The following is a 25,537-nucleotide window of genomic DNA, read 5'->3' as shown; positions in this document are numbered from 1 at the left end:
GCGGTTGTAGCCGATCGAGCGCGACTGCTTGGGCGACCGCTCTCGGCCAGAACGAGCCATCGGTGGCCGGCCACTTACCGACTGCCTCGCAGCACGCTCAGTCGCGTCAACTTGCCCCGCGGCCAAGTTGGATCTGACGAGGCTGACGGCTGCCAGTGGGTGGCAACGTGGATACTCGTGCATGCTTCTCAAAGTCGGCGAACTGGCCAAGCGCACCGGTGTCACCGTTCGTGCTCTGCACCACTACGACAGCATCGGGCTGCTGCGCCCGTCGGGGCGCTCCGACAGTGGCTATCGGCTGTACAACCGCGACGATGCCGCGCGATTGCACTGCATCCAAGCCCTGCGCCGCATGGGCCTTCCGCTGGCCGACGTGGCGCAGTTTCTGGATGGCAGCGCCGCTTCGCTGCCGGCCATCCTCGCGCGGCAGATCGGTGCGCTGGAGCGCGACATGGCCCAGAGCCAGGCGTTGCATGACCGGCTCAGCGTGATGCAGATGGTCATCGTCGGCGGCGGCCAGCCCGACATCGACGACTGGCTAGCCAGCTTGTCAATCATGAGCACCTTCGAGCAGTACTTCAGCGCCGGCGAGCTCAAGCTCGTCTTCGAGCGTTGGAAGCAGTGCGAGGCAGAGTGGCCGCAGCTGGTGCAGGCTGTGCGGGAGGCGATGTCGCGCGGCGTAGCCACCGACGCGCTCGAGCTGCAGCGCCTGGCCCGGCAGTGGATGGATGTGTCGGCACGCTGGATGAACGGCGACACCGAGCTGCTGAAGCGCTGGGGCCGCATGGTGCGGGAGCAGCCCGGGGTGCGCCTGCCAAGCGGAATGGACCGCGCGCTGCTGGACTACATCGACGCGGCGGTCCAGTTGCGGCTGGCAACACTGGCCAAGTACATCAGCGCAGATGAGTTCCAGCGACTGGACAAGACACTGGGGCCTCAGTGGCGCGGGTTGAGCGAGCGGGCCGAGCGCTTGATGGCCGATGGCTTGCCGCCGCAGGCGCCGGCCGCGCGCCAGCTGGCGGCCGAATGGCGGGGCCTGCTGGACCGCATGGCGCGGCACGATGCCGCGCTGCGCGAGAAGCTGGTTGCCGCCTTCGAGAACGAGCCGCTGCTTCAGGCCGGGGCGGACGACACGCCGGAGGTGCGGCACTACTTGCGACAAGCGGCCACTTGACCACCGCTTGACCCTCACGCAACGTGAGGGTGGACGATGGATACCCCCTCACGAGGAGTTCATCCCATGTCCACACTGCCGACCAACATCGTTCGTCACGGCGAGCCGAGCCGCTCTGCGCTGAGAGTCGCCTCGCTGCGCGCTGTACACCAGCTGCTCGACGAGCCCGTGGTGCTGCCCGATCCGATCGCGTTGCCGCTGCTGGGTGCGAAGACCGAGGCCGCGTTGCGAGACGATCCGTTCGCACTGAACGATCCGGTGTCGCGCGGGCTTCGCGCGGCGCTGGTGGCGCGCAGCCGCTTTGTCGAGGACGAGATGGCGCGTGGGGTCGCTGCAGGCGTGCGCCAGTACGTGCTGCTGGGCGCCGGCCTCGACACCTTTGCCTATCGCAATCCACACAGCAGCCTGGGTCTGAAGGTGTTCGAGGTGGATCACCCGGGCACGCAGGGTTGGAAACGGCAACTACTGGCCGAGGCCGGGATCGGCGTGCCCCCGTCGCTGAGCTTGGTGCCGGTGGACTTCGAGCGCGACGAGCTGGCGGGCACGCTGCGGCAGGCAGGATTCCGGGCAGACCAGCCGGCGTGCGTGAGCTGGATGGGCGTGACGATGTACCTGACGGCCGCCGCGGTGCTGAGGACGGCCGGCACGGTGGCCGGCTTTGCCGAAGGCACCAGCCTGTGCTTCGACTATCGCGTCCCGGCGGCGATGCTCAACCCGCTCGAGCGAGCGGTCAGCGAATTCGTCGAGCAGCAAGCCAGGGCGATCGGCGAGCCCTGGGTGTCGGCGTTCGACCCGACGCAGCTGCAGCTGCAGCTGATCGAGCTGGGCTTCAAGGGCGCCGAGAGCCCCACTCCGGAAGCGCTGAACACACGCTACTTTGCGCGGCGCAAGGATGGGATGCGCACGGGCGGTGGCGTTCGACTCATGTGCGCGACAAAGTGATGCCGTGCTCGAGGCGCCGCTCACGTCAGCCGTTCATTAGCTGCTTGTGGGCACCAAGTTCAGAGCAACACATGTCGGCTGAGGGTCGGGAGCAGTCAACCGCCCGCCTCCCATGCCAGTTGCTCCGCACCTCAGCCCGACAGCGCCCCGAGCAACTCCACCGTCACCGCCTCAGTGCCCAGCAGGCTCGCCTGGCAGGCCAGGCGCGACTTGCTGCCCACGCCGATGATCGTGTCGAGCTTGGCGTTCTCCACCGGCGTCATCTTCGACAGGCCCTTGCGGCCTTCGGTGACGAACACGTGGCAGGCGCCGCATTTCGCTTCGCCGCCGCACTTGCTGACGAGCTTGCCGCCGGCGGCGAGGATGGCTTGCAGCAGGTTGGTCCCTTCTGCGACGTCGGCCGTGATGGCGCCGGGGTTGATGGTGAGCGTGCTCATGCGTTGATCTCCTGAGGATGTTCAGGCCGGCAGCGCCGCGCCACACAGCGCGGCCGCGGCGTCGGCCAGGGGGATGGCGATGCGGGTGATGCCCTGCTCGGCGAAGAAGCGGGCCTCCATGCGCGTGGGCTCCTCGGCCAGCACGGCGTAGTGCGGGCCGGCCGAGCGCTTCATGACCTGGCGCGCGAAGGCGCGCGGCAGCTGGTCGTTGAAGCGGCAGCCGAGGAACACGAAGCCGAGCGCAGCGCGGCGCTGCTGCACGAGCGCGGGGATCGGCGTCTGGATGTCGATCTCGGTGAGCACCTCGACGAAGTCGCTGTCCGACACCAGGTAGTTGCCGGCCGGGGCATGGCCGCCCCAGGGTTTGTAGAGCACCGTGCGCGGCGCGGCGGCGTCTGGCAGGCTGGCGCCGGCAGCGTCGTACCAGCCCGTCCAGGTGCCGAAGTGTTCGCTCTGCGACAGGCCCTGCACCTCGGCCCAGTTCCCCGCGGCAGCGACCAGCGCCGTGCGCATCGTGTCGTCGTACCAGGTGTCGACGATGATCGGCGCCGGCAGCGCCGCCAGCCAGCGGTGCAGCGGCGAGGGCACGGCCTGCGCGGCGAAGGCCTCGTCCATCGCCTTCACCAGCGTCTTGCGGTGCTTGAAGTTCTCGATGAACTGCGCGGCCGCGGTGAGGCGGTTCTTGATCTTGCCCGGCACCGACACGCGGGCAGTCAGCACCCCGGCCAGCGCCACCGGGTCGGCCGGCGGGGTGCTGCCGTTGCACAACGCCAGCAGCCCCGGCCCGAGGTAGGGTGCGAGCGTGCCGGCCTCGAGGCCCTCGATCACGGCGGCGGGCAGGTCGTTCAGGGTGGCGAAGCTCATGGGGTTTCCTGGGTCAGTAGATCGCGGCACCGGCGCCGACGTTGATGGACGAGTCCTTCAGCGTCTCGACGATGAACTTGACGTGGTCGGCTTCGAGGCCGCCGTGCAGTGGCAGCGCCAGCGCGCGGTCGGCGATGCGCTCGGTCAGCGGCAGCGCTCCGCGCTTCCAGCCTTGCTGCATGTAGTGGTGCTGCTGGTGCAGCGGCTGGCAGTACATCACCGTCTCGACGCATTCGGTGGCGAGGTCCTCGACGATCTGCGCGCATGCGCTGGCGGTGAAGCGCTTGCCCAGGTGCACGAGGTAGAGCATCCAGTGCACGCTGTCGACACCCTGTGCCACATAGGGCGGCTTGATGCCCTCGAAGCTGAGCATCTGCGCGAGGTAGCTCGCCTCGACATCCTTGCGCCGCGCCAGGATCTCGTCGATGCGCGTGAGCTGCGCGACGCCGAGCGCCGCGGTGACTTCGCTGATGGACGCCTGGATCGGCACGCGCGAGCCGACCGAGACCGAGCGGCGGTCACCGATCGAGCGCGAACGCAGGTAGCGCAGCTCCGAGGCGAGTGCCGCGTCGTCGGTGACGACCATGCCGCCCTCGCCGCAACACAGCGCCGAGGGCTGAGAGAAGTCGAACACCGACAGGTCGCCGAAGCTGCCCACCACGCGGCCGCGGTAGACCGAGCCGATCGCCTCGGTGGAGTCTTCGATCAGCGCCAGGCCGCGCACCTCCGCCAGCTCGCGCAGGCCGGCCCACGCCGCCGGGTGGCCGTTGACATTGCCGGCGAGGATGGCGCGCGTGGCCGGCGTGACCTGCGCGGCGGCGCGCGCCGGGTCGAGGCAGCCCGACCAGTAGTCGATGTCGGCGAACACCACGCGCGCACCGCACAGCGTGACGGCATGCGCCACCTGGTGCCAGCCGTAGGGCGAGGCGATCACCTCGTCGCCCGGCCCGATGCCCAGCGCGCGCAGCGCCAGCCAGGTGCCCAGCGTGCCGCTGCCCACCGCCACCGCGTGCGCGCGGCCGACCCAGCGTGCGAAGCCGGCCTCGAAACGCTCGACCATGCGGCCGGCCGACAGGCGCGGCGCGCGCAAGGCGGCCTGCACGAGATCGGATTCGAGCTCGCTCAGGTCCGGCTCGGAGAGCAGCAGCCAGTCGTCGGGCAGGTCGGCGTCGGACATGGTGCGTGCCGGCTCAGCCGCGCTCGGCAATGAAGAAGCCGCAGGCCTGGCCGGCGTCGTGGGTCACCGACCAGCAGTGGCCGTCGCTCGCACCGAGGTAGAGCTGGCGCTTCGCGCCGACGGCCGCCGGCGTCTCGCTACGCATGTCGAAGGCATCGACGACGACCACGCGCAGATTGGCGAAGCGCGTGCGCAGCGCGGCGGCGGCCTCGCGCACGCTGCTCGCGGCGTCGGCGATGACCATGGCTTCGGTCAGCGTGGCGGCTTCCATCTCAATCCCCGCCGGAAAGGCGACGCGCCTCGACGGTGATCGGCAGCGAGGTGCCCACCGCCATCTCCGGCAGCGCGAGCAGCCAGCCGTTGGCCAGCGTGATCGTGCCGCCCCACAGGCCTTCGAGCTCCTGCGCGACGATCGGCTCCTCCAGGTCCTTCTTCGGCACGTAGGCCGACAGGGCGCCGGTCGAAGTCTTGCGGATCATCACCTTCATGGTTCTTCCTTGGGGTCAGGCGGTCAGGCAGCCAGCGGCTGCGGGTCGAGCAGGGGAACCAGCGCGTGCTGCACGGCGTCGAGCGCCGCGTCGATGTCGGCGGCAGAGGTCTCGCGGCCGAGCGAGAAGCGCACGCCGGACTTGGCCTGCGCCGCGCTCTCGCCCATCGCCAGCAACACATGCGAGGGCTGCGTGCCGCCGGCGCTGCAGGCGGCGCCGGACGAGGCGACCACGCCGGCGCGCTCGAGCCGCGCGAGCACGGGCTCGGCAGCGAGGTCGGCAAAACGCAGGCAGGCGGTGTTGGGCAGGCGCTCGGTCTGCGCGCCATACAGATGGGTGCCGGGCAGGCCACGCAGCAGGCCCTGCTCGAGCCGCTCGCGCAGCCCGCGAATGCGCTCGATGTCGGCGGCCAGCGTGGCCCCGGCGAGTTCGCAGGCGGCGGCGAAGCCGGCGATGCCGGGCAGGTTCTCGGTGCCGCCGCGGCGGTGCCGCTCCTGGCGGCCCGAGATCAACGGCGCCAGCGGCAGGCCCTTGCGAACGAGCAGCGCACCGACCCCCTTGGGCCCGGCGAGCTTGTGCGCCGACACGGACATGAGGTCGGCGCCGCTGGCTGCGAAACTCAGATTCGACTTGCCGGCGAGCTGCGTGGCATCGACGTGCAACCAGGCACCGTGGGCACGCGCCAGTTCGGCCAATGCTGCGATGGGCATGCACACGCCGGTCTCGTTGTTCGCACCCATCACGCTGACCAGCGACACGTCATCGCGGATCAGCGCGCGGGCGTGGTCCAGGTCGAGCCGGCCCTGCGCATCGACACGGATGAGGTCGACCGGCACGCCCTCGTCGGCCAGGCGCTGCGCGAGCGCGAGCAGGCCGGGGTGCTCGACGGCCGACAGCACCAGGCGCCGGCGCAGCCGGCCGCGCGAGCTGGCCAGCGCACCGAGCACGGCCATGTGGTTGGCCTCGGTCGCGCCGCTGGTGAAGACCACTTCGGAGGCCTGCGCACCGAGGAAATTCGCCACCCGCGCCCGGGCGTCCGCAAGCAGGCGTCGCGCCGCCTGACCTGGCGCATGCGTGGACGAGGGGTTGGCCCAGGCCCGCTGCATCGCGTCGACCATCTCCGCGATCACTTCGGGCGCAGGCTGCGTCGTCGCGTTGTGGTCTAGGTAGACGGGCGAGCTCATTGCCAGAACTCCCGCTTCGGGTCGGCGCACAGCCGGCCCAGCGCCTCGTCCAGGCGCAGGCCCGAGGCCTTGAGCACCCAGCAGCCCTGCGCATGGTCGCGTGCGTGCAGCAGCCATTGGCCGTTGCTGCCCGGCACGAGCCAGGCGATGGCGATCTCGCCGCCGGCCGCGTCGACGCTGCGCGAGCAGTTCGGGCTCACCACCTTCCAGCCCAGGCCCTCGCGCTCGACGCGCGGCCGCACGTACTTGTAGCGCTGGCGCCGCGCGAGTGCCCGCGCGATGCGGGCGCGGTCCAGCGCCAGCACCTGCGGCGCACTCTGCAGCACGGCACTCACGCCATCGCCTCCGCCATCGGCGCGATCTCTTCTTCCAGGCAGCCGAGCACCACCACGCCAAAGTCGACCAGGTAGATCGGCACGTTGGCCTCGTCGTGGTGGCCGATCTGCACGATCTCGCCGGGGCCGCCGGCGACGATGAGCAGGATGTCTTCCTGCGGCGCATCGGGCAAGCTGCCGTCGTTGTAGAGGTCGATGGCGGCCACGACCGGCTGGCCCCATTGGTACTTCGGTTCGCGCGGTTCGATCATGGCGGGTCTCCTTCAGCGAAGGGAATCGAGCTGTGCCGCGCGCTCGCCGAGCTGCGCGAGCACCTCCTCGGGCAGGTGGTCGAGCGTGCAGAGTTCCTTGGCGCGCATGCCCACGCGGTGGCCGCTGTCGGTGAACTCGACGGCATAGATGTAGAACTGCTGCAGGAAGGTGCCGATCGAGCGCACGAAGCCGACCTCGCCCTTGTGAACCAGCACCTCGCCGATGTCGCGGCCGTTGTAGGTGCCGTCGTTGCGCACCACGCTGCGGCTGATCACGCGCTCGCCCATCTCGAAGCGCGGCGGGTGGGCGATCTCGATGACGTCGTCGTCGCGGGCGATGTCAGGCATGGACGGGCTCCTTCGCATCGAGCCGTTCGCGGGCGCGTTCGCGCACCTCGGGCTCGGCATCGTTCAGCAGGCGCTCGAGCGCGGCGCCCTGGGCGCGGCCGGCGGCCTCCCAGCGCACTGTCCAGTCGGCGTCGGCGGCCAGCGCATCGAGCAGCGACACCGGCAGGCGCTCGGCGACGATGCGCCGCACTTCGGGCGCCGCGTCGGACGCCAAACGCCACAGCGCCGGCATCGGGATGCGGCGCGCCACTTCCTGGCGCACCTGCAGGTCGGTGTCGTGCATCAGCAGCGTCAGCAGGCCTTCGGGAGCGCGGCGCGCGACGATGGCACGCACTTGGTAGTCGGCGTCGCGCGCCAGGCTGGCCAGTTCGGCCGGGGCCAGTCGTTGGGCGACGCGGATGCGCACCTCGCGGTGCGGGTCGTCGCGAAGCGTGAGCAGTTGCCGCTGCGGTACGCGCAGCGCGACCTGCAGGCGCACCGTCTCGTCGGGGTCGCGCATCAGCGCACCGAGGTGGAAGATGTCGGCATAACGCGCCGCGATCGCCCGCACCTCGAAGTAGGCCTCGGCCAGGTGCGCGTTGGCGAGCTGCGGGTGGCTGCGGAAGAAGCGGTCGATGCGGCGCGCATAGACGTCGCGCATGCAGCTGCGGCCAGGCTCGCAGGCGCTGCGTGCGCGCAGCACGGCGTGCTCGCAGTTCGCGCAGGTGGCCTCGGTGATCGGCGCGCCGTGCCAGTCGATCGCCGGGATGTCGTTGCTGTCGGCGGTCTGCATGCTGCGAACCTTCAGGCTGCGGCCGGCAGGCGCGCCCAGGCGGCGGCGCCGGTGGCCTGCACGTAGACCGGCTCGTCGCCATCGGCATTGCCCGCCAGCGCGCGCTGGCGCACCGCCTCGAGCAGCGCCGCGCCGACACAGTCGTCGGGGTCGAGCGCGCGCAGCAGCGCCAGCGCGTCGCGCGCCTCGACGGCGTCGTCCAGGCGCAGGCTCAGGTAGGCGTAGCCCTTGAGCACGAAGAGGAAGAAGCGTGTCGGCGCGTCGTGACGCGCGCCGGGCAGTGCCCGCTTCGGCACCTCGCGCCACACCACGGGCAGGCCCAATGCCTGCGCGCCGACCACCAGCGCGCGGCGCGCCACATCGCGCGCCATCAGCAGGCGGTGGCCGTAGAAGTGGTGCCGGTAGAACGCGATCAGCACCGCCGGATGGTCCGGCGCGAGCGACTGCGCGCGCATCAGCGCCGCCATGGCACGCACCGGGTCGCCGCGCTGCGCGCCGGCCTCTGCGAGCGCCGCCTCGACCGCCGGCGGCAGGCCCTGGCCGAGCACCGCAGCGTCGAAGTCGGCGTCCATGGCCTGCGCTTCCGTCAGAGCCGCTTGATCGACGACAGCGACACCGTGGCCTGCGCCGGCGGCTTGCTCTCGCCGGCCGTCGAGCAGCCGCAGGCTTCCGCGTTCGGGTTCACGAAGGTCAGGCCCGATTGCAGCGGCGTGTCGGCGAAGTCGACCGTCACGCCGTCGAGCAGCAGGCGGCTCTCGGCGGGCAGGAAGACGCGCAGGCCGTTGACGGCCAGCTCGCTGTCGCCGCCCTGCGGGGCCGGCTCGACGGTGAACTCGGAGGTGTAGCCCGAACAGCCGCCCGGCGCGACCGTGAGGCGGAAGCCGCCGGCCGGCGTGGCGGAGAAACGCACCATGCGGCGCATGAACTTCTCGGCCGCGGGCGTGACCGTCACCTTGGGTTGCAGCATGGCGCTCATACCTTCTTGATACAGCCATCGACCGGGCACACCGCGATGCACTGCGGCGCGTCGAAGTGGCCTTCGCACTCGGTGCACTTGGCCGGGTCGATGATGAAGGTGCCGCCCTTCTCGCGGATGGCGACGTTGGGGCATTCCGGCTCGCAGGCGGAGCAGGCGGTGCACATGGAGGCGATGATCTTCAGGGCCATGACGGTCTCCTCGGGTCGGACAAGAACTAGGCGGCGGCGGTGAATGCGCCCTGCCGGATGCGCGCGTCGCCGCGCGGCTGGTGGGTGATCTCGCCGCGCGCGATGCGCTCGCGGTAACCCGCGAACCACGACAGCGCGGCCTTCTCGATGAACTCGTGCGCGTACGCGTCGACCGGCTCGATGCCGGCGGCCGTCAGCTCGTCGCGCGGGCAGGCGCCGATCTTCGAGACCAGCACGGCGTGGCAGTCGTTGATCGCGCCGACGATGGACGGCAGCTGCTCGTCCTCGCCGTAGCCGCCCTGGCAATAGAGGTCGACGCGGCGGTGGCCGACGAACAGCGCCTCGGCCTTGCTCACCTCGAAGATCTGGAACTCGGTGGCGTGGCCGAAGTGCTGGTTGACCTTGCCGTGGCCTTCGGTGGCGACGGCCACGAGCACCTTCATGTCGGCATCGACGCCGTCGTCGGCCTGCACGGCATCCAGCGCGGCCAGCTTGGCCTCGTGCTGCGCGGCACGCTCGACCTCCACCTTCTCCTGGTAGGCGCGGCGCTTGTCGAGGTCGTAGACGACCTCCATCGCGTCAATCTTGTCGAGCGTGAACTCCTCGCTGCGGTCTTCGCCAAGAAGTCCGACCGCATCAGCGCGGCATTGCCGGCAATGCCGCATCAGATTCGCGCCGCCCATGCAGGCGTCCTGCACGGCCTTCAGCTCCTGCGCGCTCGGGCCGCGCTGGCCGGTCAGCCCGAACACCGTGCCGTGCTCGGCCTCGCTGATCAGCGGCATGATGTTGTGCAGGAAGGCGCCGCGCTTCTTGACCTCGCGGTTCACCTCGTAGAGGTGCTCGTCGTTGATGCCGGGGATCAGCACCGAGTTGATCTTGGTGAGCACGCCGCGCGCGGTGAGCATCTCCAGGCCCAGCATCTGCTGCTTGTGCAGGATGGTCGCGGCCTCGATGCCGGTGACGCGCCGGTGCTCCCAGAAGATCCACGGGTAGATCTTCGCGCCGACCTCCGGGTCCACCATGTTGATGGTGATGGTGACGTGGTCGATGTTGTACTTGCAGATCTCGTCGACCATCTGCGGCAGCGCCAGGCCGTTGGTCGACAGGCACAGCTTGATGTCCGGGGCCTGCTCCTGGAGCATGCGGAAGGTGTCGAAGGTCTTCTTCGGGTTCGCCAGCGCGTCTCCCGGGCCGGCGATGCCCAGCACGGTCATCTGCGGGATCTCGCTGGCCACCGCGACGACCTTCTTCACCGCCTGGTCAGGCGTGAGCTTCTGGCTGACGACGCCGGGGCGCGACTCGTTGCTGCAGTCGTACTTGCGATTGCAGTAGTTGCACTGGATGTTGCACGCCGGCGCGACAGCCACGTGCATGCGGGCGTAGTGGTGGTGTGCCTCTTCGGAGTAGCAGGGATGGTTCTTGACCTTCTCCCAGATCTCCGCGGGCATGTCGTCGGGGCCGCCGGACGAACCGCAGCTGGCCTTGCCCTCGCCGCCGCTCGTGGAGCAGCCACCGCTCGCGGCGGTCTCGAGGATCTGTGCGACCGGGCTCAGAGCCTGGCGGCCGCGCTTGAGATCGCCGATCGATACGAACGCTGTGTTGCTCATCGCGCGGGCCCTCGTCGCATGGTGGATTCGAGGCCACCATTGCGAGACCCGTGCCAGTGCACGAAGCGTTGTGAATCAGGGACTTAGCGCGCTCCGCCCGACGGCGGAGGCTGTGTCCTTTGCGACAAACCGAACAGGTCGGCGCGGAGAGCGCCGACCTCGGTGTCGATCAGAAGCTGCGGCGCGGCGTGCTCGGCTGGCCGTTGCGCACCAGGTGCCGGAAGGTGATCCGGCCCTTGCTCAGGTCGTAGGGCGAGAGCTCCAGCGACACGTTGTCGCCGGCCAGGATGCGGATGTGGTTCTTGCGCATCTTGCCGGAGGTGTAGGCCACCAGCTGATGGCCGTTCTCCAGCGTCACGCGGCAGCGCAGGTCGGGCAGGATCTCGTTGACGATCCCCTGCATCTCGATGAGTTCTTCCTTGGCCATGGGGTGCTCCTAGTGTTGCGATGAAAGGGGTGCCGCGGGCATGCCGATCCAGCGCAGGCCCTCGTCGGTGGCGTAGCGGATGGCGGCGTGCAGGGAGTCGAACCGCGGCGTGAGGCGCAGCACACGATCGTGCGTGGCGCTGCCGCGGCCGGTGCGGATGGAGACGGACGGGGCGTATTGCCCGTCGTCGAGTTGTTTGATCAGCGGCGAGACAAGGTACTTGCCGATTTCGATGGAATGCTTGATGCAGTGCTTTCGGTACAACCCGGGCGCGGCACACAGGCCGGTGCGCGGGGTCTGGAGGGAAAAGAATGAGGAACCGGGCCGCCCTTCGTGCCGTGCCCTGCAGGGCATTTCGCTGCAGGTCAGCCGGGGGTGGGGACGGGGTCACGCCGAGCGATCGGCGCCGGTGCAGCACGTCATGGCGTCTGGCCGCACCTGTCGTCGTTGAGGGGGACCGCGGTGAAGCGGTCGTCGACGAGTGCCGGCATTATAGCGGGCGATGCGGGGAAGGTGGCGCGACCGGCAGGAATCGAACCTGCGACGTGGCCTTCGGAGGGCCGCATGATATCCACTTCACCACGGTCGCACGCCAGGGCGGATTCTACCGCCCTGGGTCGAACGGGCCGCGTTCGAGGCCGCGTCAGCGCTTGTGGTGCGCCGGCGCGAGCTCGTAGACCGACGTCTTCAGGCCGGCCTGACGCGCCTTCAGCTGCAGCGACAGGAACTGCGAGTAGTGGCGCGACTGGTGCAGGTTGCCGCCGTGGAACCACAGGTGCGGCACCTGCGTGGGCTTCCACATGTTGCGCAGCTCGCCCTCCCACGGGCCCGGGTCCTTGGTCGTGCTCGAGCCCAGGCCCCAGACCTTGCCGACCTTGTCGGCCACCTCCGGCGAGATGAGGTCGGCCAGCCAGCCGTTCATCGAGCCGTAGCCGGTGGCGTAGACGATCAGGTCGGCCGGCAGCTCGGTGCCGTCGGACAAGGTCACGGACTTCGGGTTGATGCGCTCGATGTTGACGCCGCTCTTCAGCTTCACGCTGCCGTTGGCCACCAGCTCGGACGCACCCACGTCGATGTAGTAGCCCGAGCCGCGGCGCAGGTACTTCATGAACAGGCCCGAGCCATCGTCGCCGAAGTCGAGCATGAAGCCGGCCTTCTCGAGGCGGCCGTACAGATCGGCATCGCGCTTCTTCATCTCCTCGTACACCGGGATGTGGAAGCCGTGCATGATCTTGTAGGGCACCGAGGCGAAGATCAGGTCGGCCTTGTGGTGGTCGATGCCGCTCTTCACCGCCTGCTCCGAGTACAGGCCGCCCAATGCCAGCTCCATCAGCGATTCCGACGGCGCGATGTGCGTCGAGCTGCGCTGGATCATTGTCACGTCGGCACCGTTCTCCCACAGCGCGGCGCAGATGTCGTGCGCCGAGTTGTTGGAGCCGAGCACGACGCACTTCTTGCCCTTGTACTTCTCGGGGCCAGGGTGCTTGCTCGAGTGGTGCTGGTCACCGAGGAAGGTCTCGGCGCCGGGGATCTTCGGCACGTTCGGGTAACCCGACACGCCGAGCGCGAACACCAGCTCCTTCGGGCGCAGCGTGACGGGCTTGCCGTCGCGCTCGACCTGCACCTCCCACTCCTGCGTCTTTTCGTTGAACGAGGCCTTCTTGCAGACCGTGGAGCCCCAGTAATTGAGCTCCATGACCTTGGTGTACATCTCCAGCCAGTCGCCGATCTTGTCCTTGGGCGCGAACACCGGCCAGTCGTCCGGGAAGGGCAGGTAGGGCAGGTGGTCGTACCAGACCGGGTCATGCAGGCACAGGCTCTTGTAGCGGTTGCGCCAGGAGTCGCCGGGCCGCGCGTTCTTCTCGATGATGATGGCCGTCACGCCAAGGCGGCGCAGCCGCGCGCCGAGCATGATGCCGCCCTGCCCGCCGCCGACGATCACCACATACGGCTGCTCGGTGGTGCCCAGCGTCTTCGCCTCGTCCTCGCGCAACTCGGCCCAGCTCTTGCGGCCCGGGTGCACGCCATGCTCGGCGCCCTTGATGCGGTGCTCGCCCTTCTTCTCTTCGTGGCCCTTCAGCTCGGTCATCGTGGTCAGCAGCGTCCAGGCCTTGCCGCCCTTCAGGCGCAGGTGGCCGCGGCCGCGCGCCACGCCGGTCTCGAACGTGAACCAGGCGTCGGTGATGCCGTCGGCCTCGGTGGCCTCGCCTTCGAGGGCGAAGTTCGAAGGCTTCGTGTCCGCCAGCCGCGCCTGCAGCATCGCGCGGATGGCCGCCGGCCCTTCCTGCGTGCGGATGTTCCAGGTGAAGGCGACGAGGTCGCGCCAGTAGCAGTCGGGGTCGAACAGCGCGAGCGTGGCGTCGATGTCGCCGCGCGCCAGCGCGCGCCCGAAATCATCGAGCCAGCGCGTGGCCTGTTCGGTGGGGGAGGCCAGGGTCACGGTACTCATCGGGTTTGTCTCCAGCGGTGATGTGATGCGCTCACGGCGCGGATGACGGGTCTGACGCCCGCTGAGCCTGCACCATCCGCCTGGAATTGCTGGCTGTCAAGCGGCGGCGGCGCGTTCGCCGACGACACGTCGGCATGGCACGCCGGAGCTGCGGTCTTGAGCCAGGTCAGGCGGGCACGGCAGCCCCCCTATAATTCGCGGGTTTTTGCGCTCCCGGGCCGTCCGGGGGAAGCACCGACCCCGAACCCGCACCCGCAGAGCACCCGCAGCCGAGGAATTCATGAGCGACTCCCACGACCAAGACGGCCCGCACGAAGGCCCGATCAAGACGCCCAAGCAGTTGATCCTGGCGGTGTTCTTCTCCTTCGTCGTGCCGATCTTCGCGATCATCCTGCTGGTCATGTACGTGACCTCCGACCACCGCGACGCTGCCGGCAGCGACGGCCTGGGCGCCGAGGCGGTGGCCCGGCGCATCCAGCCGATCGGCAGCATCGAAGTCAAGGACGCTTCCGACGTGGCCTCGCTGAAGTCCGGTGAGCAGGTCTTCAACGCCCAATGCACCGCCTGCCACACCAGCGGCGCGGCCGGCGCCCCCAAGATCGGCGACACCGCCGCCTGGGAGCCGCGCATCAAGACCGGCTACGAGACGCTGCTGACGTCGGCGCTGAAGGGCAAGAACGCCATGGGCGCCCAGGGTGGCGGCGACTTCAGCGACCTGGAAATCGGCCGCGCGGTGGTCTACCTCGCCAACAAGGGCGGCGCCAAGTTCGACGAGCCCAAGGCGCCGGCCGCGGCCGCTTCCGCCGCGAACTGAGGTTTCGCGCGCTCTGACCAGGCCGGCCCGAGGGCCGGCTTTTTCATGGGCTGCATCCAGTTGCGGCCGGGCTGCGTATCCGGGAGTCGGGGCACTGTCGCCCCGCGACAAACCCTTCTTCCGGAGAACACCATGACCCAGACCTTCGCCTTGCTCGGCACCGTGGCCCTGCTGTCGGCCTGCGCCGCCGGCCCCTCGATGATGGCCATGAAGCCCGTCGACAACGCCGCCCTGCCCGAGCCGGTGCGCGTGCCCGCCGGCGCGAAGCAGACGATGGCCACCACCGGCGTCGGCGAGATCACCTACGAGTGCCGCGAGAAGGCGAACATGGCCGGCGCGCATGAGTGGGTGTTCGTCGCCCCGGTCGCCACGCTGTACGGCGCCGACAAGAAGATGGTCGGCAAGTACTACGCCGGCCCGACCTGGGAAGCCGCCGACGGCTCCAAGGTCACCGGCAAGCAGCTCGCGGTGGCGCCGGCGATGGCCGGCAGCATCCCGCTGCAGCTGGTCAAGGCCGAGCCCGCGATGGGCATGGGAGCGATGCAGGGCGTGAGCTACATCCAGCGCCTGAACACCAAGGGCGGCGTGGCGCCGGCGGCGGCCTGCGACGCGGCGACCAAGGGCAAGCGCCAGCAGGTGGCCTACGAGGCCGACTACGTGTTCTACGGCAGCTGAGCGGCGTGCGCGGCAGCCGGGCTGAGTCGGTAGCCGAATCGACCGGGCAGTTCGTCGAAGCGGATGTCCTGCGGCAACCAGGCGCCGCTCTCGACGGCGCCGGCGGCGGTTTCCATGTCGAGCGTGTGCACCAGGCCCAGGCCGATGTCGGTGGCAAGGAAGAGGCGGCCGTGCTCGTCGAGCCAGGCCGACTCGAACCGAGCCTCGCGCCCGGTGTGGCTGGTGATCGCCGGTGCGGCTTCGCCTGGCACCAGGCGCCACACCCAGGGCGCCGCCTCGAGCTCGACGTAGACCCGCTGCGGCCCGTTCTGGAAGAACCAGTCGCCGGACTCGTCCTCCAGGTAGTTGCGGTGGATGAACTCGCGCAGCTTGTCGTGCAGGATGCGGCTGCCCTTGACCCTCGGGAAGGGGCCGGCGGCCTGCACGCGGTCGTCGCGCATGTACCAGTCGCCGCGCGCGTCCAGCGCCAGCCAGCCCCAGCAGTGCGGCACGTTCGGCCACTTCTTCAGCGCTGCCTTGACGATCTCGTCCATGGCCCGATGCTGCGTCAAAGATGGCGGGCGAGCCAGCCCATCACCTGCTCGGGCAGGGTCATCACGTGACCGGGCCAGCGACCGCCGGGGAAGCCCACGTGCCCGCCATGCGTCGGCTGCCACAGCGTGACGCGCTCGCCGACTTCGTGCGCGCGCGGCAGGCTGCTGCCGGGTACGAAGGGGTCGTTCAGGGCATTGAGCACCAGCGCCGGGATGTGGATGCGCGCCAGGTGCGGCTTCGCCGAGCCACGCGCCCAGTAGTCGTCGGTGTCGCGGAATCCGTGCAGCGGCGCGGTGAAGACGTTGTCGAACTCGTAGAGGTCGCGCGCGGCAAGCAGCTTTTCGCGGCTGAACAGGCCCGGGTGCTGCGCCAGCTTGGCCAGCGCGCGCGGCTTCATCGTGCGCAGGAACATGCGCGTGTAGACGAGCCGGTTGAAGCCGCGGCCGATGGCGTGGCCGCCGGCGGCCAGGTCGATCGGCGAGCTGATCGCGGCGACCGCCTTCGCGGTGGCCGACGCCGTGCCGCCGGCCTCCTCGGCCCAGCGCAGCAGCGCGTTGCCGCCCAGCGAGACACCGACGGCGGCGATCGGCCCGGCGTGGCGCAGCTTCGCCTGGCCGAGCATCCAGCCGATCTCCTCGAAGTCGCCCGAGTGGTAGGCACGCGGTGCCAGGTTCAGCTCGCCCGAGCAGCCGCGGAAGTGCGGCATCACGAAGCGCCAGCCGTGGCGGCGCGCCCAGTCGGCGAAGGCCTGCGCGTAGTGGCTGCGCGTCGAGCCTTCGAGGCCGTGGAACATCACCAGCAGCGGCGCGGTGGTGTCTTCCCCCAGCCAGTCGGCATCGATGAAGTCGGCGTCGGGTGTCGTCCAGCGCTCGCGGCGGAACGCGATCCGCGGGCCGCGGTGCCGCTGGCCGAACAGCGCCGGCCAGATCGTCTGCGCATTGCCGCCGGGCAGCCAGCGGGGCGAACGGTACTGCTGCACCGCAGCTCAGTGCAGCGTCGAGCCGGCTTCGGCGGCGTCCTGCGCCTCGCGCGGCGAGCCGGGGCTGGCGTGGTGCGCCGCCAGCGCCCAGCCGCGGCTCGACTTCACGTAGACGTTGGTGGCCATCACCCAGGCCGCCTTGGGGCCTTGCTCGGTGGGCACGTTGACGCGCTCCTGCACGCTGTGCACCGCGCAGTTCAGCGCCTGCAGCCGGCGCACCTTCTCCGGCCGCACGTCGATCGCCCCGTTGGCGAACAGGGCCTCGAACGAGGCGCGGATCGCCGCGGCGCCGACCATGCGCGGGCCGCCGGGGTGCACGCAGACGATCTCGTCGTCGTCGGACCACACCGCCATCAGCGCCTCGATGTCGGCGCGCTGCAGGGCCTCGTAGAGCTGCTGCTCGATCTCGTCGGGAGTCGACGGCGGCAGCGGGGGCTTGATGCGCGGCATGGCTCGGTCTCGCCGATGTCAGCGGAACACGACGGTCTTCTTGCCGTTGAGCAGCACGCGGTGCTCGACGTGCCAGCGCACCGCGCGCGCGAGCACCACGCATTCGACGTCACGGCCGACGGCGGTGAAGTCTTCGGGGCTGAGCGTGTGATCGACGCGCTCGACGTCCTGCTCGATGATCGGGCCCTCGTCGAGCTCGGCGGTGACGTAATGCGCCGTCGCGCCGATCAGCTTCACGCCGCGCTCGTGCGCCTGGTAGTAGGGCTTGGCGCCCTTGAAGCTGGGCAGGAAGCTGTGGTGGATGTTGATCGCCCGGCCGCGCAGGAACTGGCAGAACTCGCTGCTCAGGATCTGCATGTAGCGCGCCAGCACGACCAGGTCGATCTGCTGCGCGTCTACGAGCGCCTCGACCTGCTTCTCCTGCGCCCGCTTGGCTTCGGCGCCCGAGCCGGTGGCCAGCGGCAGGTGGTGGAAGTCGATGCCGTAGCTGGCCGCGAGATCGGCGTAGTCGGGGTGGTTGGAGACGATCGCCGGGATGTCGACGTTGAGCTGCCCCGAGCGCCAGCGGAACAGCAGGTCGTTCAGGCAGTGGCCGTGCTTGCTGACCATCAGCATCACGCGCGGCTTGCGCGCCAGCGAATGCAGCCGAGCGTCCATGCCGAACTGCTCGCTGAGGTGGCGGAACAGCGGCTGCAGCGTGGCCACGTCGGCCAGGTGCGGCGGCGCCTCGAAGTGCACGCGCAGGAAGAACAGGCCGGTGGCGTCGCTGCTGAGCACATCGCCGTACTGCTGCGAATCGATGATGTTGCAGCCGGCCTGGAACAGCAGGCCCGAGACGGCGTGCACGATTCCCTTGGTGTCGCGGCAGGACAGGGTGAGGACGAATTCGGTCGGGCGGGGCATGCGGGCTTTCCAGTGGTCGGCGCATTGTAAAGAGCCGGCCCTCGTAGACTCGCACCATGCCCGCCGCCACCGACTGGTCCGACCGCAGCCGCGAACTCGCGCAGCTGCTCGCGCGCGCCGGGCTGGGCGACCGCGCGGCATTTGCCACGCTTTACGAGCGCACCAGTGCGCATCTGTTCGCCGTGGTGCTGCGCATCAACCGGGACCGGGCCCAGGCCGAGGACATCCTCCAGGAGGTGTATGTCAACGTCTGGCGTTCGGCGCAGAGCTTCGATGCGGCGCAGAGCCAGCCCCTGACCTGGCTGACCAGCGTGGCGCGCAACCGCGCCATCGACAGCCTGCGCCGTGCGCAGAGCCAGCCGCAGATCCAGACCGCCTTCACCTCCGGCGGCGACGACGCAGAGGAAACCGACGTGTACGACCAGGTGGCCGACGACAGCGCGGGGCCGCTCGAGCTGCTCAGCCGGGCCGCGGACGCGCGCGCGCTGACGCACTGCATGGAAGGGCTGAGTTCGCAACAGCGACAGAGCGTCGCGCTGGCCTTCTTCGACGGCCTCAGCCATGCCGAGGTGGCCGACCAGCTGCGCCAACCGCTGGGCACGGTGAAGTCGTGGGTGCGGCGCGCGCTGATGGCGCTCAAGGGCTGCCTCGAAGCCGCGGTGCAGCGCGACATGACCGGACCGGGACGCACCTGAGATGGACTACAGCCGCCCCGAACTCGCCGACCGGCTGGCCGCCGACTACGTGGCCGGCACGCTGCGTGGGCCGGCGCGCCGGCGTTTCGAAGCGCTGCTGCCGGCGCACCCTGCGCTGCGTGCCGCGGTGCGCGCCTGGCAGGACCGGCTGATGCCGCTGACCGCCACGCTGGCGCCCCTGCAGCCGTCGCCGCAGGTGTGGCGGCGCATCGAGGCACGCATCGGCGGGGCCACCGCCAAGGCGCCGGCACCGGCCGCCTGGTGGGCACGCCTGGCGTTCTGGCGCGGCTTCGCGGCGCTGGCTTCGGTGGCGGCGCTGAGCCTGGCCGTGCTGCTGGCCAGCCCGGGGCCGACGCTGCCGCCGATCGTGGTAGTGATGAACGCCACCGCCCCGTCACCCGATGGCGGCGTGATGCCGGCCTCGTTCGTCGCCAGCATCAGCGGCGACGGGCGTGCGGTGGTCACCAAGCCGTTGGTCAACGTGGCGCTGCAGCCCGACCGCGTGCTCGAACTCTGGGCCGCCGCGGGCAAGAACCCACCGCGCTCGCTGGGCCTGATCTCGGCCAGCGGCGCGACCGTGGTGCGGCGCGCTACGCTACCGCAGGGCACCGACCACCTGGCGGTGAGCCTGGAGCCGCCGGGCGGCTCACCGACCGGCGCGCCGACCGGGCCGGTGCTGGCCGTCGGCCAGCTCTAGGCACACGGGCCTGCGCTCAGGCCGCGGCCAGCGTCACGCTGAAGGTCGAGCCCTGGCCGGGCACGCTGACCACGTCGACGCGCCCGCCCATCAGCTCGACCAGCGCGCGTGTCACCGCCAGCCCGATGCCGGCACCCTCGATCGGGCTGTTCTGGTGCGCGCCGCGGTGGAAGGGCTCGAACAGGTTGTGCACGTCGGCGGCGGCGATGCCCACGCCGGTGTCCGACACCAGCAGCACGACCAGGTCGCGGTCGGCACGCACGCGCAGGCGCACGCTGCCGCCAGGCCGGTTGTACTTGATGGCATTGCCCAGCAGGTTGAGCACGACCTGGCGCAGCCGAGTGGCATCGGCACGTGCCGACCAGGGTGTGTCCTCGGCATCGAAGTGCAGCGCGACACCGGTCGCATCGGCCTGCGCGCGCACGAACTCGACGCAGTCGGCCAGCACCGGGGCGAGCGGCAGGGCCGAGAGCGTGACGGCGAGCTGGCCCGATTCGATGCGCGTGAGGTCGAGCAGTTCGCCGATCATCTGCAGCAGGTGCGCGCCGGCCTCGCGGATCAGCTCGACACGACGGCGCTGCGTCTCGTTCAGCGGCGCGTTGTTGTCGAGCTCGAGCAGCTGCGCGAAGCCCAGCACCGCATTCAATGGCGTGCGCAGCTCGTGGCTCATGCGCGAGAGGAACTCGGTCTTGGCCCGGTTCGCGGCCTGCGCCGCCGCGGCCGCTTCGCGCTCGCGGTCGAGCTCGCGCTGGTCGGTCACGTCCTGCAGGTAGCCGTGCCAGGTGACCGTGCCGTCGGGCTCGGCCTGCGGCGTGGCCGTGCCGCTAAGCCAGCGCGCCGGCACGCCGCGTCGGAAGATGCGGAACTCGCAGCGCCACGGCTTCATCATGCGGCCGGACTCGACGATGCTCTGCTCGAGCTGCGCGCGGTCCTCGCGCTCGACCATGCGGAAGAACGCGCCGGCATCCTCCATCAGCGTGTTCGGCGACACGCCGAGCAGGTCGATCACGCTCTCGCTGACGAAGGGAAAGTAGCCGCGGCTGAAATCGCCCGGCCGGCTGCGGAACTGGAAGACGATGCCCGGCACGTGGCGCGAGATCTTGCGCAAGCGCCCGGCCATCTCCAGCGCCGTGCCCTGCGCCTCGCGCCGCAGCGTGATGTCGGACAGCGTGCCCACCATGCGCAGCGGCGCTCCGTCGGGCGCGCGCTCGACCACCTGCCCTCGCTCGGCGAGCCAGCGCCACGAGCCGTCCTTCGCCCGGGCGCGGTACTCATGCTCGTAGAAGGCCGTTTCGCCGCGCTCATGGCGCAGGTACGCGGCGTGGTTGGCCGCCACGTCGTCCGGATGGATCAGCGCATCCCAGTCCGGCTGCGAGGTGCCGATCTCGCCGGGTGCATAGCCGAGCAAGGCCGCGCTGGCGTCGGTGTTGGACAGGCGGTCGCTGCCGATGTCCCACTCCCACACGGCGGTGCCCGCACCGAGCAGCGCGTCGCGCATCAGCGCCTCGGTGATGCGCCCGGCCTCGTCCATCACGCCGCCAGGACGCTGTACAGCGCGGCCTCCACGCGCTGCGGCGCCACCTCGGTGAGGCAGCGGGTGTGGCCGTAGCGGCAAGTCCGCTCGAAGCAGGGCATGCAGTCCAGGCCGAGCTCGTCCTTCAGCCAGAGGACTTTGGCACGCGGGTTCAGCGGCGGCGTGTGCTCGGGGCTGGTGGAGCCGAACACCGCCACCTGCGGGATGCCGAAGGCCGCGGCCACGTGCATCAGGCCCGAGTCGTTGCTGACCAGGCCCCGCGCACCGGCGATCAGCGCCATCGCGTCCATCAGCGAGGTCTGGCCGGCCAGCACGCGGCAGGCGCCGGGTGCGGCGTCGGCGATCTGCTGGCACAGCGCGGCCTCCTTGCCCGAGCCGAGCAGCAGCACCGGCAAAGCATCGCGGGCATGCAGGCTGCGCGCGAGTGCGGCGTAGTGGGCGGCCGGCCAGCACTTGGCCGGGCCGTACTCGGCACCGGGCGCGAAGGCCCAGTAGGCGCCCGGCTCGACGCCGGCCGCGTTCGCCGCGGCGCGCAGCACCGCACGTTCGAAGCTCAGCTTCGGGCGCGCCTCGGCCGCGGCCGGCTCGCCGGCCAGCGCGCGGTAGAAGGCCACCATCGGCGGGCGGCCGCCCGGGTTGGGCCGTTGCCGGTTCAGCAGCCCCCAGCGGCCTTCGCCGCGGTAGCCCACACGCTGCGGGATACCGGCGAACCAGGGGATCAGCGCCGCCTTGATCGAGTTGGGCAGCACGTAGGCAATGTCGAAGCGGCCGCGCAGCGTCGCTGCGATGCGCCGCCGTTCGGACCAGTCGAGCCGGCCGTGGGCGAACGGCAGCTCGATCACCTCGCGCACCTGCGGCATGGCGCGGTACACCGGCGCCACCCAGGGCAGCGCCGCGACCGCGAGCGTCTCGCCGCGCGCGGCCAGGCTCGCGAGCAGCGGCGCCGACATCACCGCGTCGCCGATCCACTGCGGCGCGATGACCAGCGAGCGCGTCATCGTCGGACGGACGTCAATGCGCGTGCAGCTTCTCGCCGGCCTTCAGGCGGTACACCGTGCCGCAGTACGGGCACTTGCCTTCGCCGGTGGTGGCGACGTCGATGTACACCTTGGGGTGGGTGCTCCACAGCGCCATCTTCGGGTTCGGGCAGGCCACCACGCCGGGGCCTTGCACGTCCTGGGCGGTCACCTCGACCACGGCTTTGGCTTGAGTGCTCATCATCAGACCTTCGTGAGCCATTCGGCGTACTTCGGATTGCGCCCGTTGACGATGTCGAAGAACGCGCTCTGGATCTTCTCGGTGATCGGCCCGCGCGAGCCGCGGCCGATCTCGATGCGGTCGAGCTCGCGGATCGGCGTGACCTCGGCGGCGGTGCCGGTGAAGAAGGCCTCGTCGCAGATGTAGACCTCGTCGCGGGTGATGCGCTTTTCGACCAGCTTCAGGCCCAGGTCCTGGCAAATCGCCAGGATGGTGTCGCGCGTGATGCCGTTGAGCGCGCCGGCCGACAGGTCGGGCGTGTAGACCACGCCCTTCTTGATGATGAAGAGGTTCTCGCCCGCACCTTCGCTCACGAAGCCGGCCGAGTCGAGCAGCAGCGCCTCGTCGTAGCCCTCGTCGGTGGCTTCCATGTTGGCGAGGATGGAATTGGTGTAGTTGCTCACCGCCTTGGCCTGCGTCATCGTGATGTTGACGTGGTGGCGGGTGAAGCTGCTGGTCTTCACGCGGATGCCGCGCTTCAGGCCCTCTTCGCCGAGGTAGGCACCCCAGGACCAGGCCGCGACCATCAGGTGGATGGTGTTGCCCTTGGGGCTGACGCCCAGCTTCTCGGAGCCGATCCAGGTCAGCGGGCGCAGGTAGCAGCTTTCCAGCTTGTTGACACGCACCACCTCGCGCTGCGCCTCCATCACCTGCTCCTGGCTGAAGGGGATCTTCATGCGCAGGATCTTGGCGCTGTTGAACAGCCGCTCGGTGTGCTCGCGCAGCCGGAAGATCGCCGTGCCGTTCACCGTGTTGTAGGCGCGCACGCCCTCGAAGGCGCCGCAGCCGTAGTGCAGCGTGTGGCTCAGCACATGGATCTTGGCGTCGCGCCACTCCACCAGCTGGCCATCCATCCAGATCTTTCCGTCGCGGTCGGCCATCGACATGGCAGCTCTCCAGGGTTTTCTCGAACCGGCAATTTTACGGCGCGGGTCGGTCCAGCTCGAATCGGGCCAGCTTGCCGCCCTGGAACTGCAGCGTCACGGTGCTGCCGCCCGCGTCGCTCCAGGCCCAATCGTCCCGGCCCTTGTCGTCGCCACCGTCGAGCTTGCGGCCCAGGCTCTTGGTCAGGCCGATGACCTGCAGCATGGTCATGCCGGGCTGCAGTTTCGCGTTGAGCATCACCGCGCTGTCGACATGGCCCACCGGCGCCTGGCCCGCCTGACGCATGGCGCGCATGGCCCGGCTGAACTGCAGCAGCAGCCAGAACACCACCACGCTGACCGCCATCAGCACGCCCTGCCAGCCGTAGGAATACCAGGCGACGACGACAAGAATGGCGGCCAGTGACCAGCCGATGATCGGGTTCATGGCCGCCATGTTAGCGACGCGCGCCGTGCAGCCGTCAGAGATTGCGCACCAGCTCGATGGCTTCCTCGATGCGCTCGACGGCATGGATGGTCAGGCCCTCGATCGGCTTCTTCGGCGCGTTGGCCTTGGGCACGACGGCCACCGAGAAGCCCAGCTTGGCGGCCTCCTTCAGGCGCTCCTGGCCGCGCGGCGCAGGTCGGATCTCGCCGGCCAGGCCGACCTCGCCGAAGGCGAAGAAACCCCGCGGCAGCGGCCGGCCGCGCAGCGAGCCCTGGATGGCCAGCATCACCGCCAGATCGGCGGCCGGCTCGCTGATGCGCACGCCGCCCACGGCGTTGACGAACACGTCCTGGTCGAAGGCAGCGATGCCGGCGTGGCGGTGCAGCACGGCCAGCATCATCGCCAGCCGGTCGCGCTCGAGGCCGACGCTCAGGCGCCGCGGGCTCGGCCCGCCGGCATCGACCAGCGCCTGGATCTCCACCAGCAGCGGCCGCGTGCCCTCCAGCGTGACGAGCACGCAGGAGCCGGGCACCGGCTCGCCGTGCGTGGACAGGAAGATCGCGCTCGGGTTGGCCACGCCCTTCAGGCCGCGCTCGGTCATCGCGAACACGCCGATCTCGTTGACCGCGCCGAAGCGGTTCTTGATGGCACGCACGAGGCGGAAGCTTGAATGCGTGTCGCCCTCGAAGTACAGCACCGTGTCGACGATGTGCTCGAGCACGCGCGGGCCGGCCAGCGTGCCTTCCTTGGTGACATGGCCGACCAGCACCACCGTCGTGCCGCTGGCCTTGGCGGCGCGCGTCAGGTGCGCGGCGCATTCGCGCACCTGCGCCACCGAGCCGGGGGCGGAGCTGAGCTGGTCGGAGTAGACGGTCTGTATCGAGTCGATCACGCACACCGCCGGCTGCTCGGTCTCGATGGTGGCGAGGATGCGCTCGAGCTGGATCTCCGCCAGCACGCGCACCTGCGAGCCGTCCAGGCCGAGGCGGCGCGAGCGCAGCGCGACCTGCGCACCGCTTTCCTCGCCGGTGACGTACAGCGTCTTCACCGTGCGCGACAGCGCATCGAGTGCCTGCAGAAGCAGCGTGCTCTTGCCGATGCCCGGGTCACCGCCGATCAGCACCACGCCGCCCTCGACGATGCCGCCGCCGAGCACGCGGTCGAGTTCGTCGATGCCGGTGGGCTGGCGCTCGACGTCGCTGGCCTCGATTTCCGACAGCGTGGCCACCGGCTGTGCCTTGGCCAGCGACTGGAATCGGTTCTTGCCCGCGCCGGCCGCTTCGGCCACCGATTCGATCAGCGTGTTCCACGCGCCGCAGCCCGGGCACTTGCCCAGCCACTTGGGGCTGGTGGCGCCGCATTCGTTGCAGGTGTAGATCGACTTGTCCTTGGCCATGCGGCATTCTCGCCTCGCGACGACAATCGCCCGATGGAACTCTCGACCTGGATCGCCTTCTTCGCCGCCGCCTGGGCCATCAGCCTGTCGCCCGGCGCCGGTGCCGTGGCTGCCATGAGCGCCGGCCTGAACCACGGCTTTCGCCGCGGCTACACCATGACCTTCGGGCTGGTCACCGGCATCTGGACCCAGGTGCTGGTGGTCGGCGTCGGCCTGGGCGCGCTGATCGCGGCGTCGAGCCTGGCCTTCAGCGTGGTCAAGTGGGTGGGCGTGGCCTACCTGGTCTGGCTGGGCATCAGGCAGTGGCGTGCCCCGGCGGTGCCGCTGACCGCTGCCGATGGCGAACGCGCCGACGTGTCGCAGCGCGAACTGTTCGTGCGCGGCTGGATCGTCAACGCGCTCAACCCCAAGGGCACGATCTTCCTGCTCGCCGTGGTGCCGCAGTTCCTCGAGCTGTCACAGCCGCTGCTGCCGCAGTACGCAGTGATCGCGCTGACGCTGGCCTTCACCGACCTGGTGGTGATGGCCGGCTACACCGCGCTGGCCTCGCGCGTGCTGCGTGCACTGAAGTCGCCCGGCCACATCAAGGCGATGAACCGCGGCTTCGGCGGGCTGTTCGTCGCGGCGGGCGCGCTGCTGGCGCTGTTCAAGCGGGCCTGAGCGCAAGGGC

34 protein-coding genes and 1 tRNA gene are annotated in these 25,537 nt (G+C 70.0%); 7 read left to right on the top strand and 28 right to left on the bottom strand.

Annotated elements, in window-relative coordinates; translation table 11 throughout:
• Window positions 1–28 precede the first annotated feature (28 nt).
• Together HZ992_RS24475 and HZ992_RS24470 are read left to right on the top strand one after the other, a co-directional pair.
• Window positions 29–1,174, top strand: coding sequence for a MerR family transcriptional regulator (locus HZ992_RS24475; protein ID WP_209384438.1), 1,146 nt, complete (start codon window positions 29–31; stop codon window positions 1,172–1,174).
• Between the two features lie 66 nt (window positions 1,175–1,240).
• Entirely contained in the window at window positions 1,241–2,116 is an 876-nt protein-coding gene (locus tag HZ992_RS24470; RefSeq protein WP_209384437.1) for a class I SAM-dependent methyltransferase, read from the top strand.
• Window positions 2,117–2,247: 131 nt separating this feature from the next.
• On the opposite strand, the gene HZ992_RS24465 is transcribed toward HZ992_RS24470, so the two are convergent.
• The 18 genes from HZ992_RS24465 to HZ992_RS24380 all read right to left on the bottom strand — a co-directional run bounded on the left by HZ992_RS24465 (window position 2,248) and on the right by HZ992_RS24380 (window position 13,622).
• Window positions 2,248–2,553 carry a 2Fe-2S iron-sulfur cluster-binding protein gene (locus tag HZ992_RS24465; protein ID WP_209384436.1) on the bottom strand — a complete coding sequence of 102 codons (306 nt, stop codon included), beginning with the start codon at window positions 2,551–2,553 and terminating at the stop codon, window positions 2,248–2,250.
• Window positions 2,554–2,574: 21 nt separating this feature from the next.
• Window positions 2,575–3,417: an SIR2 family NAD-dependent protein deacylase gene (locus tag HZ992_RS24460; protein WP_209384435.1), complete on the bottom strand. Its 843-nt coding sequence runs from the start codon at window positions 3,415–3,417 to the stop codon at window positions 2,575–2,577.
• Between the two features lie 13 nt (window positions 3,418–3,430).
• Window positions 3,431–4,579, bottom strand: a complete 1,149-nt coding sequence (locus tag HZ992_RS24455; protein ID WP_209387293.1) for a DegT/DnrJ/EryC1/StrS family aminotransferase — start codon at window positions 4,577–4,579, stop codon at window positions 3,431–3,433.
• A 28-nt stretch (window positions 4,580–4,607) separates the two neighbouring features.
• Window positions 4,608–4,865 (bottom strand): DUF6129 family protein, encoded by a 258-nt coding sequence (locus tag HZ992_RS24450; RefSeq protein ID WP_209384434.1) that lies wholly within the window; start codon window positions 4,863–4,865, stop codon window positions 4,608–4,610.
• 1 nt (window position 4,866) lies between these two features.
• The gene (nifT, locus tag HZ992_RS24445) at window positions 4,867–5,082 is read right to left on the bottom strand and encodes a putative nitrogen fixation protein NifT (RefSeq protein ID WP_209384433.1); all 216 of its coding nucleotides are present in this window, start codon (window positions 5,080–5,082) and stop codon (window positions 4,867–4,869) included.
• A 23-nt stretch (window positions 5,083–5,105) separates the two neighbouring features.
• A complete protein-coding gene (locus HZ992_RS24440) occupies window positions 5,106–6,266 on the bottom strand; it encodes a cysteine desulfurase family protein (protein ID WP_209384432.1) in 1,161 nt (386 codons plus the stop codon).
• The gene (locus HZ992_RS24435; RefSeq protein ID WP_209384431.1) at window positions 6,263–6,601 is read right to left on the bottom strand and encodes a DUF3024 domain-containing protein; all 339 of its coding nucleotides are present in this window, start codon (window positions 6,599–6,601) and stop codon (window positions 6,263–6,265) included. Before HZ992_RS24435 ends, HZ992_RS24440 begins: the two co-directional genes overlap by 4 nt.
• The gene (locus tag HZ992_RS24430) at window positions 6,598–6,852 is read right to left on the bottom strand and encodes a nitrogen fixation protein NifZ (RefSeq protein ID WP_209384430.1); all 255 of its coding nucleotides are present in this window, start codon (window positions 6,850–6,852) and stop codon (window positions 6,598–6,600) included. Before HZ992_RS24430 ends, HZ992_RS24435 begins: the two co-directional genes overlap by 4 nt.
• 12 nt (window positions 6,853–6,864) lie before the next feature.
• A complete protein-coding gene (locus tag HZ992_RS24425; protein WP_209384429.1) occupies window positions 6,865–7,200 on the bottom strand; it encodes a nitrogen fixation protein NifZ in 336 nt (111 codons plus the stop codon).
• Window positions 7,193–7,972 carry a 4Fe4S-binding leucine-rich repeat protein gene (locus HZ992_RS24420; protein WP_209384428.1) on the bottom strand — a complete coding sequence of 260 codons (780 nt, stop codon included), beginning with the start codon at window positions 7,970–7,972 and terminating at the stop codon, window positions 7,193–7,195. The genes HZ992_RS24425 and HZ992_RS24420 overlap by 8 nt, the downstream gene beginning before the upstream one ends.
• 11 nt (window positions 7,973–7,983) lie before the next feature.
• Window positions 7,984–8,544, bottom strand: coding sequence for a hypothetical protein (locus HZ992_RS24415; protein ID WP_209384427.1), 561 nt, complete (start codon window positions 8,542–8,544; stop codon window positions 7,984–7,986).
• 14 nt (window positions 8,545–8,558) lie between these two features.
• On the bottom strand, window positions 8,559–8,939 hold the full coding sequence (locus tag HZ992_RS24410; RefSeq protein ID WP_209384426.1) for a HesB/IscA family protein: 381 nt from the start codon (window positions 8,937–8,939) through the stop codon (window positions 8,559–8,561).
• Between the two features lie 5 nt (window positions 8,940–8,944).
• Window positions 8,945–9,139 (bottom strand): 4Fe-4S binding protein, encoded by a 195-nt coding sequence (locus HZ992_RS24405; RefSeq protein ID WP_209384425.1) that lies wholly within the window; start codon window positions 9,137–9,139, stop codon window positions 8,945–8,947.
• A 26-nt stretch (window positions 9,140–9,165) separates the two neighbouring features.
• On the bottom strand, window positions 9,166–10,746 hold the full coding sequence (nifB, locus tag HZ992_RS24400) for a nitrogenase cofactor biosynthesis protein NifB (protein WP_209384424.1): 1,581 nt from the start codon (window positions 10,744–10,746) through the stop codon (window positions 9,166–9,168).
• 169 nt (window positions 10,747–10,915) lie between these two features.
• A complete protein-coding gene (gene infA, locus HZ992_RS24395; RefSeq protein ID WP_209384423.1) occupies window positions 10,916–11,173 on the bottom strand; it encodes a translation initiation factor IF-1 in 258 nt (85 codons plus the stop codon).
• 9 nt (window positions 11,174–11,182) lie between these two features.
• Window positions 11,183–11,437 carry a hypothetical protein gene (locus tag HZ992_RS24390; protein WP_245213282.1) on the bottom strand — a complete coding sequence of 85 codons (255 nt, stop codon included), beginning with the start codon at window positions 11,435–11,437 and terminating at the stop codon, window positions 11,183–11,185.
• 250 nt (window positions 11,438–11,687) lie between these two features.
• Window positions 11,688–11,762, bottom strand: a tRNA-Arg gene (locus HZ992_RS24385).
• A gap of 54 nt (window positions 11,763–11,816) precedes the next feature.
• A complete protein-coding gene (locus HZ992_RS24380) occupies window positions 11,817–13,622 on the bottom strand; it encodes an NAD(P)/FAD-dependent oxidoreductase (RefSeq protein WP_209384422.1) in 1,806 nt (601 codons plus the stop codon).
• Between the two features lie 280 nt (window positions 13,623–13,902).
• Between HZ992_RS24380 and HZ992_RS24375 the strand changes: the two genes are divergently transcribed.
• Both HZ992_RS24375 and HZ992_RS24370 read left to right on the top strand, forming a co-directional pair.
• A complete protein-coding gene (locus HZ992_RS24375; protein ID WP_209384421.1) occupies window positions 13,903–14,436 on the top strand; it encodes a c-type cytochrome in 534 nt (177 codons plus the stop codon).
• Between the two features lie 132 nt (window positions 14,437–14,568).
• Window positions 14,569–15,111, top strand: a complete 543-nt coding sequence (locus HZ992_RS24370; RefSeq protein ID WP_209384420.1) for a DUF3455 domain-containing protein — start codon at window positions 14,569–14,571, stop codon at window positions 15,109–15,111.
• Here the strand turns inward: HZ992_RS24370 and HZ992_RS24365 are convergent.
• Genes HZ992_RS24365 through purU form a run of 4 tightly spaced genes read right to left on the bottom strand, consistent with a single transcriptional unit; the run spans window position 15,099 to window position 17,977 of the window.
• The gene (locus HZ992_RS24365) at window positions 15,099–15,644 is read right to left on the bottom strand and encodes a DUF2946 family protein (protein ID WP_209384419.1); all 546 of its coding nucleotides are present in this window, start codon (window positions 15,642–15,644) and stop codon (window positions 15,099–15,101) included. The genes HZ992_RS24370 and HZ992_RS24365 overlap by 13 nt on opposite strands.
• A gap of 14 nt (window positions 15,645–15,658) precedes the next feature.
• Window positions 15,659–16,624, bottom strand: a complete 966-nt coding sequence (locus HZ992_RS24360) for a YheT family hydrolase (protein ID WP_209384418.1) — start codon at window positions 16,622–16,624, stop codon at window positions 15,659–15,661.
• A 6-nt stretch (window positions 16,625–16,630) separates the two neighbouring features.
• Complete coding sequence (locus HZ992_RS24355; RefSeq protein WP_209384417.1) at window positions 16,631–17,074, bottom strand: YybH family protein; 444 nt, start codon at window positions 17,072–17,074, stop codon at window positions 16,631–16,633.
• Window positions 17,075–17,092: 18 nt separating this feature from the next.
• The gene (gene purU, locus HZ992_RS24350; protein ID WP_209384416.1) at window positions 17,093–17,977 is read right to left on the bottom strand and encodes a formyltetrahydrofolate deformylase; all 885 of its coding nucleotides are present in this window, start codon (window positions 17,975–17,977) and stop codon (window positions 17,093–17,095) included.
• Between the two features lie 56 nt (window positions 17,978–18,033).
• On the opposite strand from purU, the gene HZ992_RS24345 reads away from it, so the two are divergent.
• The gene (locus tag HZ992_RS24345; RefSeq protein WP_209384415.1) at window positions 18,034–18,672 is read left to right on the top strand and encodes a sigma-70 family RNA polymerase sigma factor; all 639 of its coding nucleotides are present in this window, start codon (window positions 18,034–18,036) and stop codon (window positions 18,670–18,672) included.
• Window position 18,673: 1 nt separating this feature from the next.
• Window positions 18,674–19,369, top strand: coding sequence for an anti-sigma factor (locus HZ992_RS24340; RefSeq protein WP_209384414.1), 696 nt, complete (start codon window positions 18,674–18,676; stop codon window positions 19,367–19,369).
• Between the two features lie 16 nt (window positions 19,370–19,385).
• Here HZ992_RS24340 and HZ992_RS24335 read toward each other — a convergent pair whose 3' ends face one another.
• The 6 genes from HZ992_RS24335 to radA are packed head-to-tail and all read right to left on the bottom strand — an operon-like array spanning window position 19,386 to window position 24,867.
• Window positions 19,386–20,900 (bottom strand): sensor histidine kinase, encoded by a 1,515-nt coding sequence (locus tag HZ992_RS24335; RefSeq protein WP_209384413.1) that lies wholly within the window; start codon window positions 20,898–20,900, stop codon window positions 19,386–19,388.
• Window positions 20,900–21,901, bottom strand: coding sequence for a lipopolysaccharide heptosyltransferase II (waaF, locus tag HZ992_RS24330; RefSeq protein ID WP_209384412.1), 1,002 nt, complete (start codon window positions 21,899–21,901; stop codon window positions 20,900–20,902). The genes HZ992_RS24335 and waaF overlap by 1 nt, the downstream gene beginning before the upstream one ends.
• 13 nt (window positions 21,902–21,914) lie before the next feature.
• A complete protein-coding gene (locus HZ992_RS24325) occupies window positions 21,915–22,121 on the bottom strand; it encodes a zinc-finger domain-containing protein (protein ID WP_209384411.1) in 207 nt (68 codons plus the stop codon).
• A 2-nt stretch (window positions 22,122–22,123) separates the two neighbouring features.
• The gene (locus HZ992_RS24320; RefSeq protein WP_209384410.1) at window positions 22,124–23,047 is read right to left on the bottom strand and encodes a branched-chain amino acid transaminase; all 924 of its coding nucleotides are present in this window, start codon (window positions 23,045–23,047) and stop codon (window positions 22,124–22,126) included.
• A 34-nt stretch (window positions 23,048–23,081) separates the two neighbouring features.
• Window positions 23,082–23,471, bottom strand: coding sequence for a hypothetical protein (locus tag HZ992_RS24315; RefSeq protein WP_209384409.1), 390 nt, complete (start codon window positions 23,469–23,471; stop codon window positions 23,082–23,084).
• A 34-nt stretch (window positions 23,472–23,505) separates the two neighbouring features.
• Complete coding sequence (radA, locus tag HZ992_RS24310) at window positions 23,506–24,867, bottom strand: DNA repair protein RadA (protein WP_209384408.1); 1,362 nt, start codon at window positions 24,865–24,867, stop codon at window positions 23,506–23,508.
• Between the two features lie 33 nt (window positions 24,868–24,900).
• Here radA and HZ992_RS24305 point away from each other — a divergent pair, with 33 nt between their 5' ends.
• Complete coding sequence (locus tag HZ992_RS24305) at window positions 24,901–25,527, top strand: LysE family transporter (RefSeq protein ID WP_209384407.1); 627 nt, start codon at window positions 24,901–24,903, stop codon at window positions 25,525–25,527.
• The last annotated feature ends 10 nt before the right edge of the window (window positions 25,528–25,537 follow it).

This window comes from Rhizobacter sp. AJA081-3 (genome assembly GCF_017795745.1).
GTDB lineage: Bacteria > Pseudomonadota > Gammaproteobacteria > Burkholderiales > Burkholderiaceae_C > Piscinibacter.
This window is presented reverse-complemented; position numbering and strand designations above follow the sequence as displayed.